This is a genomic window from Bradyrhizobium liaoningense, assembly GCF_018130785.1.
GTDB lineage: Bacteria > Pseudomonadota > Alphaproteobacteria > Rhizobiales > Xanthobacteraceae > Bradyrhizobium > Bradyrhizobium liaoningense_A.
On the sequence record NZ_JAFCJT010000018.1, the window covers coordinates 25,891 to 39,115 of the forward strand.

Annotated in this window: 12 protein-coding genes and 2 pseudogenes; 12 read left to right on the forward strand and 2 right to left on the reverse strand. The window is 63.5% G+C overall.

Annotated elements, in window-relative coordinates:
* Positions 1 to 28: 28 nt before the first annotated feature.
* The 7 genes and pseudogenes from JQ627_RS28020 to JQ627_RS28050 all read left to right on the forward strand — a co-directional run bounded on the left by JQ627_RS28020 (position 29) and on the right by JQ627_RS28050 (position 5,635).
* On the forward strand, positions 29 to 898 hold the full coding sequence (locus JQ627_RS28020) for a branched-chain amino acid ABC transporter permease (RefSeq protein WP_212487516.1): 870 nt from the start codon (positions 29 to 31) through the stop codon (positions 896 to 898).
* Positions 899 to 906: 8 nt separating this feature from the next.
* Complete coding sequence (locus tag JQ627_RS28025; protein WP_212487518.1) at positions 907 to 1,935, forward strand: branched-chain amino acid ABC transporter permease; 1,029 nt, start codon at positions 907 to 909, stop codon at positions 1,933 to 1,935.
* A complete protein-coding gene (locus tag JQ627_RS28030) occupies positions 1,932 to 2,687 on the forward strand; it encodes an ABC transporter ATP-binding protein (RefSeq protein ID WP_212487520.1) in 756 nt (251 codons plus the stop codon). Before JQ627_RS28025 ends, JQ627_RS28030 begins: the two co-directional genes overlap by 4 nt.
* Complete coding sequence (locus JQ627_RS28035; protein WP_212487522.1) at positions 2,680 to 3,396, forward strand: ABC transporter ATP-binding protein; 717 nt, start codon at positions 2,680 to 2,682, stop codon at positions 3,394 to 3,396. Before JQ627_RS28030 ends, JQ627_RS28035 begins: the two co-directional genes overlap by 8 nt.
* A gap of 21 nt (positions 3,397 to 3,417) precedes the next feature.
* Positions 3,418 to 4,536, forward strand: a complete 1,119-nt coding sequence (locus JQ627_RS28040; RefSeq protein WP_212487524.1) for a cobalamin-independent methionine synthase II family protein — start codon at positions 3,418 to 3,420, stop codon at positions 4,534 to 4,536.
* 299 nt (positions 4,537 to 4,835) lie between these two features.
* Positions 4,836 to 5,258 (forward strand): annotated as a pseudogene (locus JQ627_RS28045) (transposase); the annotation flags it as partial.
* Between the two features lie 8 nt (positions 5,259 to 5,266).
* On the forward strand, positions 5,267 to 5,635 hold the full coding sequence (locus JQ627_RS28050; protein WP_212487528.1) for a hypothetical protein: 369 nt from the start codon (positions 5,267 to 5,269) through the stop codon (positions 5,633 to 5,635).
* 270 nt (positions 5,636 to 5,905) lie between these two features.
* Here JQ627_RS28050 and JQ627_RS28055 read toward each other — a convergent pair whose 3' ends face one another.
* Both JQ627_RS28055 and JQ627_RS28060 read right to left on the reverse strand, forming a co-directional pair.
* Positions 5,906 to 6,265 carry a hypothetical protein gene (locus tag JQ627_RS28055; RefSeq protein WP_212487530.1) on the reverse strand — a complete coding sequence of 120 codons (360 nt, stop codon included), beginning with the start codon at positions 6,263 to 6,265 and terminating at the stop codon, positions 5,906 to 5,908.
* A 341-nt stretch (positions 6,266 to 6,606) separates the two neighbouring features.
* A pseudogene (locus JQ627_RS28060) lies at positions 6,607 to 6,798 on the reverse strand (peptidase C14, caspase catalytic subunit p20); the annotation flags it as partial.
* A gap of 167 nt (positions 6,799 to 6,965) precedes the next feature.
* On the opposite strand from JQ627_RS28060, the gene JQ627_RS28065 reads away from it, so the two are divergent.
* The 5 genes from JQ627_RS28065 to JQ627_RS28085 all read left to right on the forward strand — a co-directional run bounded on the left by JQ627_RS28065 (position 6,966) and on the right by JQ627_RS28085 (position 13,219).
* The gene (locus JQ627_RS28065) at positions 6,966 to 8,321 is read left to right on the forward strand and encodes a hypothetical protein (RefSeq protein ID WP_039152389.1); all 1,356 of its coding nucleotides are present in this window, start codon (positions 6,966 to 6,968) and stop codon (positions 8,319 to 8,321) included.
* 62 nt (positions 8,322 to 8,383) lie between these two features.
* On the forward strand, positions 8,384 to 9,580 hold the full coding sequence (gene metK, locus JQ627_RS28070) for a methionine adenosyltransferase (protein WP_212487532.1): 1,197 nt from the start codon (positions 8,384 to 8,386) through the stop codon (positions 9,578 to 9,580).
* Positions 9,581 to 9,704: 124 nt separating this feature from the next.
* Positions 9,705 to 11,126 (forward strand): adenosylhomocysteinase, encoded by a 1,422-nt coding sequence (gene ahcY / locus JQ627_RS28075; RefSeq protein WP_014493887.1) that lies wholly within the window; start codon positions 9,705 to 9,707, stop codon positions 11,124 to 11,126.
* Positions 11,127 to 11,335: 209 nt separating this feature from the next.
* Positions 11,336 to 11,701 (forward strand): nuclear transport factor 2 family protein, encoded by a 366-nt coding sequence (locus tag JQ627_RS28080; RefSeq protein ID WP_312015814.1) that lies wholly within the window; start codon positions 11,336 to 11,338, stop codon positions 11,699 to 11,701.
* Between the two features lie 51 nt (positions 11,702 to 11,752).
* Entirely contained in the window at positions 11,753 to 13,219 is a 1,467-nt protein-coding gene (locus JQ627_RS28085) for an NAD(P)/FAD-dependent oxidoreductase (RefSeq protein WP_212487534.1), read from the forward strand.
* Positions 13,220 to 13,225 lie beyond the last annotated feature (6 nt).

The following is a 13,225-nucleotide window of genomic DNA, read 5'->3' on the forward strand; positions in this document are numbered from 1 at the left end:
GCCATGACGATAACTCCAAGCTGAGACGATGACCTCTATCCTCACCAACCTGTTCGATGGCGTTGCCTACGGCATGCTGCTGTTCGTGCTCGCTTGCGGGCTCGCGGTCACGCTCGGCCTGATGAACTTCGTTAATCTCGCCCATGGCGCTTTCGCCATGGCCGGCGGCTATGTCTGCATGGTGCTGGTCAACCGGATGGGCTGGCCGTTCTTCGCCGCGTTGCCGCTCGCTTTCGTCTCGTCAGCGGCGATCGGCATATTGCTGGAGCGTACGCTCTACCGCCATCTCTATACGCGCAGCCATCTCGACCAGGTGCTGTTCACCATCGGTCTTACGTTCATGTCGGTCGCGGCCGTCGACTACATCCAGGGCTCGTCGCGGGTGTTCATCAACTTGCCGGCCGCGCTGCAGGGCCAGTTCGACGTGTTCGGCGTCGGCATCGGCCGCTACCGGCTGATGATCATCGTGATCTGCGGCCTGCTCACCGTCGGTCTCCAGCTGGTGCTGGCCAAGACCCGCTTCGGCAGCCGCCTGCGCGCCGCGGTCGATGACCCGCGCGCTGCGAGCGGCCTCGGCATCAACGTGCCGCAGGTGTTCGCTTTCACGTTCGCATTTGGATGCGGCCTCGCAGGCCTTGGCGGTGCGCTGAGCGCCGAGATCCTCGGCCTCGATCCGTATTTCCCGCTGAAGTTCATGATCTACTTCCTGATCGTGGTCACCGTCGGCGGCTCCTCCTCGATCACGGGCCCGTTCCTGGCCTCGCTCCTGCTCGGCATCGGCGACGTTGCCGGCAAATATTACGTGCCGAAAATGGGACCCTTCGTGATCTACACCATGATGATCGTGATCTTGATCTGGCGCCCGAACGGCCTGTTCGGCCGCACGGCCGCGCGTTGAGTTTGCCGATGAACGCTTCTTCCGACGTCGGTTATCACGCCCAGCGACAGGCGCGCTGGCACTATGGCGAAGTGGCCTTCTGGCTCGTTGTGCTGGCCTGCGGCTTCGCATTTCCCACGCGCTATCTGATCATGACCGACATCCTGCGGCTCGCGCTGTTCACGATGTCGCTCGACCTCATCCTCGGCTATGCCGGCATCGTCTCGCTCGGCCACGCCGCCTTCTTCGGCGTCGGCGCCTATGCGGCGGGGCTTCTTGCGCTTCACGGCATCGTCAACGAACCGGTGCTCGCGCTGATCGTCGCAGGCCTTGCGGCGATGGTGCTGGGCTTTGCCACCAGCTTCCTGGTCATTCGCGGCGTCGATCTGACCCGGCTGATGGTCACGCTCGGCATCGCGCTGCTGCTGGAGGCACTCGCCGAACGTTTCTCCAATATCACGGGAGGCACCGACGGGCTGCAAGGCATCGAGATGCAGCCGATCTTCGGCGAGATCCCGTTCGACATGTTCGGCAAGACCGGCTTTTTCTACTCGCTGGCCGTGCTGTTCCTGTTGTTCCTGTTCGCCCGCCGCGTCGTGCACTCGCCGTTCGGCCTGTCGCTGCGCGCGATCAAGAACAATCCGCTGCGTGCCGCCGCCATCGGCATTCCGGTCAACCGCCGCCTGATCGCGATCTACACGCTCGCGGCCTTCTATGCCGGCATCGCGGGTGCGCTTTTCACCCAGACCACGGCGATCGCCTCCCTCGACGTGTTCGCCTTCGAGCGCTCGGCCGATTTGATGCTGGTGCTCGTCATCGGCGGCACCGGTTATCTCTATGGCGGCCTGATCGGGGCCGTGATCTTCCGCATGCTCCAGGAATTGTTCTCCACCATCACCCCGCAATACTGGCAGTTCTGGATCGGTCTCGTGCTGGTCGTGATCGTGCTGATTGGCCGCCAGCGCCTGCATCGTTGGGTGCTCTATGTGCCGAACCTGATCATCAAGCAGGTCGCAGGCCGTAAAGCGGTCGTCGCCGTGCCGGAGAGCGACGCATGACCATCGCGCTCGAAACGCAAAACCTCGAAAAGCAGTTCGGCGGCCTGCGCGTCACCCGCGATCTGTCGTTGAAGATCGAGCAGGGCGCTCGTCACGCGCTGATTGGCCCGAACGGCGCCGGCAAGACCACGGTGATCAACCAGCTCACCGGCGTGCTGAAGCCGAACTCGGGCCGTATCCTGCTCGAAGGCCAGGACATTACGGATTTGCCGGTGCACAAGCGCGTGCTGCGCGGTCTGTCGCGCACCTTCCAGATCAACCAGCTCTACCCCGACCTGACCCCGCTCGAGACCATCGGCCTCGCCGTCTCGGAGCGCCTCGGCCATGGCGGCGACTGGTGGCGGCGGATGGGCACGCGGAGCGACGTCAATGGCGAGATCGCCGATCTCCTGAGCCGCTTCCATCTGCTCGACGTCATGAACGAAGAGACCGTGACGCTGCCTTACGGCAAGCAGCGCCTGCTCGAGATCGCGGTCGCGATCGCCGCCAAGCCGCGCATGCTGCTGCTCGACGAGCCCGCCGCCGGCGTGCCCGAGAGCGAACGCCATGACATTCTCGCCGTGGTCGGCGCGCTGCCGCGCGACGTCACCGTGCTCCTGATCGAGCACGACATGGACCTCGTCTTTTCCTTCGCCGACCGCATCTCGGTATTGGTCTCGGGCGCGCTGCTCACCGAAGGTCCGCCCGACGTGGTCGCGCGCGACCCGCAGGTCAAGGCCGTCTATCTCGGCGAGGAGGCGGTCAATGTCTGACCTGCTCGCGATCGACGCACTTCGTGCCGGCTATGGCGAGGCGGTGGTGCTGCCCAACATGTCCCTGCGCCTCGCCGAGGGGCAGGTGCTTGCGCTGCTGGGCCGCAACGGCACCGGCAAAACCACGCTGATCAACTCCATCGTCGGCGTCACCCGCCGCTTCTCCGGCTCAGTGGCGCTTGCCGGCACCGACGTGACGAACTTGAGGGCGGACCAGCGGGCGCGCGCCGGCATCGGCTGGGTGCCGCAGGAGCGCAACATTTTCCGCTCGCTCACGGTGGAAGAGAACATGACGGCGGTGGCGCAGCCCGGCCCCTGGACCGTGGAGAAGGTCTACGAGATGTTCCCGCGGCTGAAGGAGCGGCGGAGTAATTTCGGCAACCAGCTCTCCGGCGGCGAACAGCAGATGCTGGCGATTGGCCGCGCGCTGACCCTCAATCCGAAGGTCCTGCTGCTGGACGAGCCGACCGAGGGTCTTGCCCCCATCATCGTCGAGGAGCTCCTGAAAGCGATCGGGGCCATCACGCGGGCGGGCGGCATCTGTTCGATCATCGTCGAGCAGAATGCCCAAAAGATTCTGGGGCTCGCCGACCGCGTTGTGATATTGGAACGCGGAACGATCGTCCACGACGCCCCGAGCGCCGCGCTGAAGGCCGACCCGTCGGTCCTGGAGCGCCACCTCGGCGTCGCAGGGGCGGCGGCCCACTAAAAAATCCTCGGGAGTCCAAGAATGCAGCGAACCAAAGCCCCCTTCCGCGCCGACGAGGTCGGCAGCCTCCTGCGTCCCGCCAAGATCAAGGAAGCCCGCGCGAAGCTCGAAAAGGGCGAGATCTCGGCCGACGATCTGCGCAAGATCGAGGACATGGAGATCGAGAAGGTCGTGCACAAGCAGGCTTCGGTCGGCCTGAAGCTCGCGACCGACGGCGAATTCCGCCGCTCCTGGTGGCATTTCGACTTCCTGGCCAAGCTCACCGGCTGCGAAATGTTTCACCCGGACACGGGCATCCAGTTCGCGGGTGTCGAGACGCGGCATGACGCGGTCCGCGTGATCGGCAAGCTCGATTTCCCCGACGACCACCCGATGCTGGACCACTTCCGCTTCCTGAAGAAGTCCGCCGATCAGGCTCACGTCACTGCCAAGATGACGATCCCGTCGCCCGCGGTGCTGCACTTCCGCGGCGGCCGCAAGGCGATCTCCAAGGATGTCTATCCCGATCTCGATGCCTTCTACGAAGACCTCGGCAAGACCTACCGCAAGGCCGTGAAGGCGTTCTACGACGCCGGCTGCCGCTATCTCCAGTTCGACGACACCGTGTGGGCCTATCTCTGCTCGCAGGACGAATTGCAGAAGGCGCGCGAGCGCGGCGACAATCCCGAAGGCTTGCAGCAGATCTACGCGCGCGTCATCAACTACGCGCTGGCCGAGAAGCCCGCCGACATGGTGGTGACGACGCATGTCTGCCGCGGCAATTTCCGCTCGACCTGGATCTCCTCGGGCGGCTACGAGCCTGTGGCCGAGACCATGCTCGCTGGCACCAATTACGACGGCTACTTCCTCGAATACGACAGCGACCGTGCCGGCGGCTTCGAGCCGCTGCGCTTCCTGCCCAAGGGCGACAAGGTCGTCGTGGTCGGCGTCATCACCTCGAAGTTCGGCGAGCTCGAGAAGAAGGACGACATCAAGCGCCGTCTCGAAGAGGCCGCCAAGTTCGCGCCGCTGGAGCAGCTCGCACTGTCCCCGCAATGCGGCTTCGCCTCGACCGAGGAAGGCAACATCCTCTCCGAGGAAGAGCAGTGGGCCAAGCTCAGCCTCGCGGTTGAGATCGCGAAGGAAGTGTGGGGCCAGTAAGGCTCCGCTTGTTCCGCTGTCATTCCCCGCGAAGGCGGGGAATCCAGTACGCCGCGGCTTGTCCGTATTACATCGCGTTCTCTGGAATACTGGGCGGATTCAAGCGTTCGTCGCCACACTCAGCGAAGGAGGTTGCGATGGAGAACCGTATGCGGGCAGGTCGGCCTCGAGAGGTCTTGCGAGAGGATTATAGACCGTTCTGGACTGCGATTGGCTCGGGGCGATGGAGCGCGGATGCTGCGGTTGAGGCCGGGGTGTCGCCGACGGTCGGAGTACGCTGGTTCCGGAGGGCGGGCGGTATGCCGCCAACACATTTATCGCGGTCGTCAAAACCTCTATCGGAGCGCTACTTCTCGTTCGCCGAACGTGAGGAGATCGCCATCTTGCGCGCGCAGGGTCATGGGGTGCGAGCCATAGCTCGTCAGCTCGATCGGCCTCCATGCACGACCTCTCGTGAACTCCGGCGCAATGTGGCGCGCCGCCACGGCGCTCCAGAGTACCGAGCGACCACGGCACAATGGCACGCTGATCGGTCCGCCCGACAGCCCAAGTCGGCGAAGTTGGCAATCAATCCGGCCCTGCGGGATTATGTGCAGGACAGGCTTGCCGGTATGATCGCCAAGCCGGACGGGGAGTCGCTCGCTGGCCCGAAGGTCGTGTGGAAGGGGCGCCGGGCTGTGCATCGGCAAAGCCGGCGCTGGGCGACGGCATGGAGCCCGGACTGGGACGCATGAGGCGATTTCTGATCCGGCTCCTGATCTTTGGGTTGCTTGGCCCCGCGGTTATATACGCAAGCATTTACCTGACCGTGCGCACGGCCGAACGGTGGTGGTGGCCTCAGCCTTCGATCTACTGGGTGGAGCTGACGCCATTTCTGCTCTCCGCGTTTGTTGATGGCGCCTTGCAAAACTTGAGCGCTTCGCAGCGGCTAGTGTTCACGGCAAGCGCCACCTTCATGGCCTCCGATCTGGCATGCGCTCTCGCGTACGGCGGGTTTGGCGCTTGGATGTTTGGCCTTTATACGCCGGTCATTGCTGCTGTGTGTTCTGTGGTCGCATCGGGCACAGATATAGAGGACGGCGGTTTCATCGGCGATTGATAACGTGGCTTTTCAATCGTCCGCTGGGTCAAAAGCTGACCTCGGCAGCTACGGGCCATGTGTGGACATCGCGCTTGGTGTCAATCACAGGATTACTAAAGAAAAGAGAGAGCGCACTGTCACATGCGCCCCCACCGGAGATTTCGGCCGAATCCTTACTGACCCTCTTTATGCTTCAATAATCTCTTGGATCCCTTTCTTCACCGCTTCGAGATTCAAAGAAGCAGGGTCCCGCATCGGCGAATAGTCGACGGCCGTCAACGGTCAGTATCAGTACCGGGGATATCCGCCACAAATGTAGTTGCCGTAGGCGTCGTAGCAATTGCGTTGATTGTAGTAGGCGGCGGAACCGACGGCGGCCGCACCGAGCGCCGCCGCTCCTACCGCTACCCCGGGACGATAGGCGTAGGCGCCACGATAGCCACGATAACCGCCATGGTAGCCGCCCCGATAGCCGCCGCGAACAGCCACGGCCCGACCGCCTCCCGGACCGCGAACCGCGACCGCCCGGCCGCCGCCGGCGCGGTAGCCGCCGCGAGCGTCTGCCGGTTGTGGATCGAAAGTGCTGGCGATCAGCACGAGGCCGGCGATGACAACAAGACCTTTGGCAAGGAGACCTTTACGAAGCATGCGTCTTCTCCGTGGGTTGCGGGGGAACAGGATCGCACGGCGGTTCGCCAGTGTTCGAGTTTCCCTCAATGTCGCCCCCGATGCCGCGTTTCCCGTGTCGATGATGTCGTCGCGACAGGGAGTTGCCAAGCGGAAGTGTCGGCGTGGACTGTGGTCGGGCGCGTAAATCCATAACGATGAACTCGCGTCTTCGTTCGGTGCCGATGGTAGTTTTCCTCCTCGGTCCGACAAAACGGTCCGAAAGATGGGTCCCACCGCCGAGCGCGGCTTTGATATTCGTCGGATCGACGATCTGGGCAAAGCGGTGCTGGGGCGACCGCTGGCGTTGATGAGTACGCGCCATAGATTGTCGCAAGCTGCTCACCTTTGAACACCTTGAGCGCGAGGATCTTGTTGCAGGCGTCGATCATCTGGTCGGCCGGCGTGGTCTCGGTGGTGCAGAGCGGCCCGAGCTGGCTGCGCGCCTGCGCGAAGGCGGGTGCGGCCCACGGGGTTGCGGCGAGCAGGCAGAGCGCGACGAGCAGGCGGCGCATGGCGGTGGTCCCTTGAAGGAGAAGCGCTTGTTTGTTGCCCGGCGGTGCGCCGGGGTTCACGCGCTCGTCATTGGACATGGGGTAAAGCGGGAGGAGGGTATTCCCTCAGTGGGCAGATTTTGCTACGACGCTGGTTCCCAACATCGCTGCCCACCGCTTTCCCACTCATGAAGAACGACGAAATCCTGAGCCAAATCACCGAGTTCTGCCGCAAGGCGGACATGGCGGAATCGACGTTTGGCCGGCGCGCGGTGAACGATGGGAAGCTGGTCCATCGCCTGCGCGAGGGAAAGCGCATCACGATCGACACGCTGGAGCGGATCCAGGCCTATATCGCCGCATCGACGACGGGCGGCCTGCCGCCGCCGCGGGGGCTCCAGGTCCCTCCGGAAAAGCGTGATCCGCGCGGCAATTTCCGTTTCTTCGAGAACCGGCAGAAGTACCTGCTGTTCGTCCACACCTGCAGCGAGAAGCGGGTGGTTGCCGAGCGCGTCGCGCTGGAGCTCGCCAGCATCCATCCTCGCCCACCGGCCCTGCGTATCTTCGACGCGGGCGTCGGCGACGGCACGGTGCTGGCCCGGGTGCTGCGCGCCACGCACCAACGCTACCCGCACATGCCGTTCTATGTGGCGGGCAAGGAGCTCAGCCTCGAGGACTTGCGGCTGACGCTGGAGAGGGTCCCGGACCGCATTTTCGAGCACCCGGCGTCGGTGTTCGTGTTCACCAACATGTTCTACTCCGAGGCGCCCTGGCTCACGCCGGCATCGCCTGCGGCGGCGGCCGCCACCGTCTGGCACGAGGTTCCGCTACGGGGCGCCTCATCGGGAGAGTTCGAGCAGCAGATCGCCGAGCTGAGGCCGTTCCTGGAGCAGAACTGGCGCGCCGCGATCAGCCCGCGCACAGCCATGCCGCTCTATGAGCGGCCCGTCGTCCTGGTGCTCTATCGCGAGGACCACAGGTTCCTGCTGGATTCGACCATTCCGCGGCCGGGCCAGACCGAGGCCAATTTCGACCTGGTCATTGCATCCCAGCCCTACCGCGCCCTGTCCTCGGTCAATTTCCGGGCAAAGCGGATCATTGCACCGCTGGCGCGGGCGCTTCGGCCCGGCGGGCGGCTGATCGGTATCCACTCTCATGGTCACGATCCCGGTATGGAAATGATCCAGGCGATCTGGCCTGGAGAAAATCCTTTCTCGGTCAGCCGTCATGAGCTATTGCGCGCGGTAAAGTATGAGCTTGGGTCGTTGGGCCGCGACCTAAATTTTAATGCTTATGCGGACAACCGTTCGATCTTCAGGTATGATATGGAAGCGCTGCCCAACGAGGTGACGGGTACCATCGGAACCTCGACGGCCTTTGCAGCGTGGAATGCGGCGGTGTATGTGGCGCAGATCGAGGACGACCGATTGACAGAAATGACTCAAAACGGCCGCACTCTGGATGCTGCCCGGGACGTGCTGCGGAAGTACAACGGGCTCTGGTTTCTCGACGAGTCCTACGTCATCTCGCGACGGCGTGATTGACATAATCCAAGGTTAAACATCGCAAACGCCCGCCAGGTTAACGGCGGAACAAGGGGTTACTGATGCGCGCGTCCTATCTCTTCACCAGCGAATCCGTGTCCGAGGGCCATCCCGACAAGGTCTGCGACCGGATCTCCGATGAAATCGTCGATCTGTTCTACCGCGAAGGGCCGAAAGCCGGCATCGATCCGTGGCAGATCCGCGCGGCCTGCGAGACCCTGGCGACCACCAACAAGGTGGTGATCGCCGGCGAGACCCGTGGTCCGGCATCCGTCACCAACGAGCAGATCGAAGGCGTCGTGCGCGCCGCGATCAAGGATATCGGCTACGAGCAGGACGGCTTCCATTGGGAGAAGGCCGACATCGAGATCCTGCTGCACCCGCAGTCCGCCGACATCGCGCAGGGCGTCGATGCGCTGCAGCCGGGCGAGGTCAAGGAAGAAGGCGCGGGCGACCAGGGCATCATGTTCGGTTACGCCACCAACGAGACGCCTGATCTGATGCCGGCGCCGATCTTCTACGCCCACAAGATCCTGCGCCTCATCTCGGAAGCGCGTCACTCCGGCCGCGAGAAGGTGCTGGGTCCGGACTCCAAGAGCCAGGTCACCGTGCAGTACGAGAACGGCAAGCCGGTCGGCGTGCGCGAGATCGTGGTGTCGCACCAGCATCTGGTCGAGGACATCTCGTCGAAGCAGATCCGCGATATCGTCGAGCCCTATGTCCGCGAGGCGCTGCCGAAGGACTGGATCACGCCGAAGACCATCTGGCACATCAATCCGACCGGCAAGTTCTACATCGGCGGCCCCGATGGTGACTCCGGCCTGACCGGCCGCAAGATCATCGTCGACACCTATGGTGGCGCGGCCCCGCACGGCGGCGGCGCGTTCTCCGGCAAGGATCCGACCAAGGTCGACCGTTCGGCGGCTTACGCGGCGCGCTACGTTGCCAAGAACATCGTTGCCGCCGGTCTCGCCGACCGCTGCACGCTGCAGCTCGCCTACGCCATCGGCGTGGCGCGTCCGCTGTCGATCTACATCGACACCCACGGCACCGGTAAGGTGTCGGAGGACCAGCTCGAGAAGGCTGCGGCCAAGGCGATGGATCTCACCCCGCGCGGCATCCGCAGCCATCTCGACCTCAACCGTCCGATCTACGCGCGCACCTCGGCCTACGGTCATTTCGGCCGCACGCCCGACAACGAGGGCGGCTTCTCCTGGGAGAAGACCGACCTGGTCGAGGCGCTCAAGCGCGCGCTCTGACCGCCAACGTCATTCCGGGCGCCGCGACAGCGGCGACCCGGGACCCGTATCCATCGTGTCGAGATTCCGGGTTCGCCTCTTTAGGGCGACCCGGAATGACCAATTCAGCAACAGGACCTCCGCTATGAATGCGAAGCCCGGCTTCACTGACTACATCGTCAAGGACATTTCGCTCGCCGATTTCGGGCGCAAGGAACTCTCGCTCGCCGAGACCGAGATGCCCGGCCTGATGGCCACCCGCGAGGAGTTCGGCCCGAAGCAGCCGCTGAAGGGCGCGCGCATCGCCGGCTCGCTGCACATGACGATCCAGACCGGCGTGCTGATCGAGACGCTGGCGGCACTCGGCGCCGACATTCGCTGGGTCTCCTGCAACATCTATTCGACGCAGGACCACGCCGCGGCGGCGATCGCAGCCGCCGGCATTCCGGTGTTCGCGGTCAAGGGCGAGACGCTGAAGGATTACTGGGACTACACCGCAAAGCTGTTCGACTGGCACGGCGGCGGTCACCCGAACATGATCCTCGATGACGGCGGCGACGCCACCATGTACGTCCATCTCGGCCTGCGCGCCGAGAACGGCGACACCGCCTTCCTCGACAAGCCCGGCTCGGAAGAAGAGGAAGTCTTCTTCGCGCTCCTGAAGAAGCAGCTCAAGGAAAAGCCGAAGGGCTACTTCGCCGAGATCGCCAAGAGCATCAAGGGCGTTTCCGAAGAGACCACCACGGGCGTGCATCGTCTCTATGACATGCAGAAGGCCGGCACGCTGCTGTGGCCAGCGATCAACGTCAACGACAGCGTCACCAAGTCGAAGTTCGACAACCTCTATGGCTGCCGTGAATCGCTGGTCGACGGCATCCGCCGCGGCACCGACGTGATGATGTCGGGCAAGGTTGCGATGGTCGCGGGCTTTGGCGACGTCGGCAAGGGTTCGGCCGCCTCGCTGCGCCAGGCCGGCTGCCGCGTGATGGTCTCCGAAGTCGATCCGATCTGCGCGCTGCAAGCCGCGATGGAGGGCTACGAGGTCGTGACCATGGAAGACGCCGCCCCGCGCGCCGACATCTTCGTCACCGCGACCGGCAACAAGGACATCATCACCATCGAGCACATGCGCGCGATGAAGGATCGCGCCATCGTCTGCAACATCGGCCACTTCGACAACGAGATCCAGATCGCGGGTCTGCGTAACCTGAAGTGGACCAACATCAAGCCGCAGGTCGACGAGATCGAATTCCCCGACAAGCACCGCATCATCATGCTGTCGGAGGGCCGCCTCGTGAACCTCGGTAACGCCATGGGCCATCCGTCCTTCGTGATGTCGGCTTCCTTCACCAACCAGACGCTGGCGCAGATCGAGCTCTTCGCCAACAACAAGGACGGCAAGTACAAGAAGGAAGTCTACGTGCTGCCGAAGTCGCTGGACGAGAAGGTCGCACGCCTGCATCTCGCCAAGATCGGCGTCAAGCTCACCGAGCTGCGCAAGGACCAGGCCGACTATATCGGCGTGAAGCAAGAAGGTCCGTACAAGTCGGACCACTATCGCTACTGAGATCGCATCCAGCTGCGACACGAAGGCCCCGGAGCGATCCGGGGCTTTTTTTGCAGCCTCGTTGTGCTACGCTCGGAGGTAGAGCCAGAACAAGCCCGCCACTTCTGAAGCGGGGGGCCGCGTTTCCCACGTTCATTGTCAAATGCATATGGAGGGAATGCGATGTCCAGCGAAGCCAACGTTCAGTTGCTCAAGGAAGCCTATCATCGGTGGAACGACGCGGCAGCGTCGACTATTGGTTCGACAGCGTCATCGGCGCGCAGATCAAATTCAACTCGCTTCCACAGGGGGCTCCGGCGGTGCCCTTTGCCAAGTGTTATGACGACCGCGCCCAGCTGCGTGGCTATTTCGACGGTCTGCTGGCCGACTGGAGCATGCAGTACTACACTATGAATGAATACGTCGCGCAGGGCGACGCTGTCTTCGCGCGCGGCAAGTGCGCCTGGACCAACAAAAGGACCGGGAGGGTCGCTGAGACCCCGAAGGTCGATTTCTGGCGCTTCAAGGACGGCAAGGCGATCGAATTTTACGAGTACTTCGACACAGCCCTTGTCTATGACGCCGCCACCGCCTGACGGTTGCAATTCGGCGCGCCGCCGCCCATCCTGTGCCGGGGGAAGAACGCCATGACCGAAGCCAAAGAACATTTCGATGTCCTGATCGTCGGTGCCGGCCTGTCCGGCATCGGCGCGGGCTATCATCTTCAGAGCAAGTGCCCGGGCAAGAGCTACGTCATCCTGGAGGGGCGGGACTGCATCGGCGGCACCTGGGACCTGTTTCGCTATCCCGGTGTCCGCTCCGACAGCGACATGTTCACCCTCGGCTATTCGTTCAAGCCGTGGACCGATCCGAAGGCGATCGCCGACGGGCCGCAGATCCTCAACTATGTGCGCGAGACCGCAGCCGAGAACGGCATCGAGAAGCACATCCGCTTCCGCCATCGCGTCAAGCGTGCGGCGTGGTCGACGAGTGAGGCGCGCTGGACCGTCGAGGCCGAGCGCATCACCGGCGAGGGCGCGACCGAGCTCGTGCGCTTCACCTGCAATTTCCTGTTCATGTGCTCGGGCTATTACAAATACGAGGCGGGCTACACGCCGGAGTTCAAGGGCGCGGCGGATTTCGCCGGCCGCATCGTGCATCCCCAGAAATGGACCGAGGACATCGACTACGCAGGAAAACGCGTCGTCGTGATCGGCTCGGGCGCAACCGCGGTGACGCTGGTGCCGGAGCTGGCCAAGAAGGCAGCGCAGGTCACCATGCTGCAGCGCTCGCCGACCTACGTGGTGTCGCGCCCGGCGCAGGATCCCGTCGCCAACAAGTTGCGTCGTAATCTGCCGACGCGGCTCGCCTATCATGTCATCCGCTGGCGCAACGTGATGTGGGGCATGTTCTTCTTCCAGCTCAGCCGCCGCCGTCCTGCGAAGGTGAAGGAGCTGGTGCTCAAGGCCGTGCAGATGGCGCTCGGCCCCGACTACGACGTCGCGACCCATTTCACGCCGCGCTATAATCCCTGGGACCAGCGGTTGTGCCTCGTGCCCGACGGCGATCTGTTCAAGGCGATCCGCGAGCAGCGTGCCTCCGTTGTCACGAGCGAGATCGACAATTTTACGCGCGACGGCATCCGCCTGAAGGACGGTAACGAACTCGCGGCCGACATCATCGTAACAGCGACGGGGCTGGTGCTCCAGGTCGTCGGCGGCCTCGAGATCAGCGTCGACGGTCGCGCCGTCGATTTCGCCAACACGCTGACCTACAAGGGCATGATGTATGCCGACGTGCCGAACATGGCGTCGGCCTTCGGCTACACCAACGCGTCCTGGACGCTGAAATGCGATCTCACCTGCGAATATGCCTGCCGGCTCATCAACTACATGGACCGGCACAATTTCCGTCAGTGCATGCCGCACAATGACGACCCCTCGATCACCGCGCAGCCGTCGCTCGATTTCACCTCGGGCTATGTGCAGCGCTCGGTCGCGAAGATGCCGAAGCAGGGCTCGAAGCAGCCATGGCGGCTGTACCAGAATTACGCGCTCGACATCGTCTCCTTGCGCTTCGGCAAGATCGACGACGGCGTGATGCAGTATTCCTGATCACGT

Coding starts and splice junctions, on each gene's coding strand:
- JQ627_RS28085 (WP_212487534.1), top strand. CDS start 11,753: ATGACCGAAGCCAAAGAACATTTCGATGTCCTGATCGTCGGTGCCGGC.
- JQ627_RS28050 (WP_212487528.1), top strand. CDS start 5,267: ATGAGGCGATTTCTGATCCGGCTCCTGATCTTTGGGTTGCTTGGCCCC.
- JQ627_RS28025 (WP_212487518.1), top strand. CDS start 907: ATGAACGCTTCTTCCGACGTCGGTTATCACGCCCAGCGACAGGCGCGC.
- JQ627_RS28020 (WP_212487516.1), top strand. CDS start 29: ATGACCTCTATCCTCACCAACCTGTTCGATGGCGTTGCCTACGGCATG.
- ahcY (WP_014493887.1), top strand. CDS start 9,705: ATGAATGCGAAGCCCGGCTTCACTGACTACATCGTCAAGGACATTTCG.
- JQ627_RS28040 (WP_212487524.1), top strand. CDS start 3,418: ATGCAGCGAACCAAAGCCCCCTTCCGCGCCGACGAGGTCGGCAGCCTC.
- JQ627_RS28055 (WP_212487530.1), bottom strand. CDS start 6,265: ATGCTTCGTAAAGGTCTCCTTGCCAAAGGTCTTGTTGTCATCGCCGGC.
- metK (WP_212487532.1), top strand. CDS start 8,384: ATGCGCGCGTCCTATCTCTTCACCAGCGAATCCGTGTCCGAGGGCCAT.
- JQ627_RS28030 (WP_212487520.1), top strand. CDS start 1,932: ATGACCATCGCGCTCGAAACGCAAAACCTCGAAAAGCAGTTCGGCGGC.
- JQ627_RS28065 (WP_039152389.1), top strand. CDS start 6,966: ATGAAGAACGACGAAATCCTGAGCCAAATCACCGAGTTCTGCCGCAAG.
- JQ627_RS28035 (WP_212487522.1), top strand. CDS start 2,680: ATGTCTGACCTGCTCGCGATCGACGCACTTCGTGCCGGCTATGGCGAG.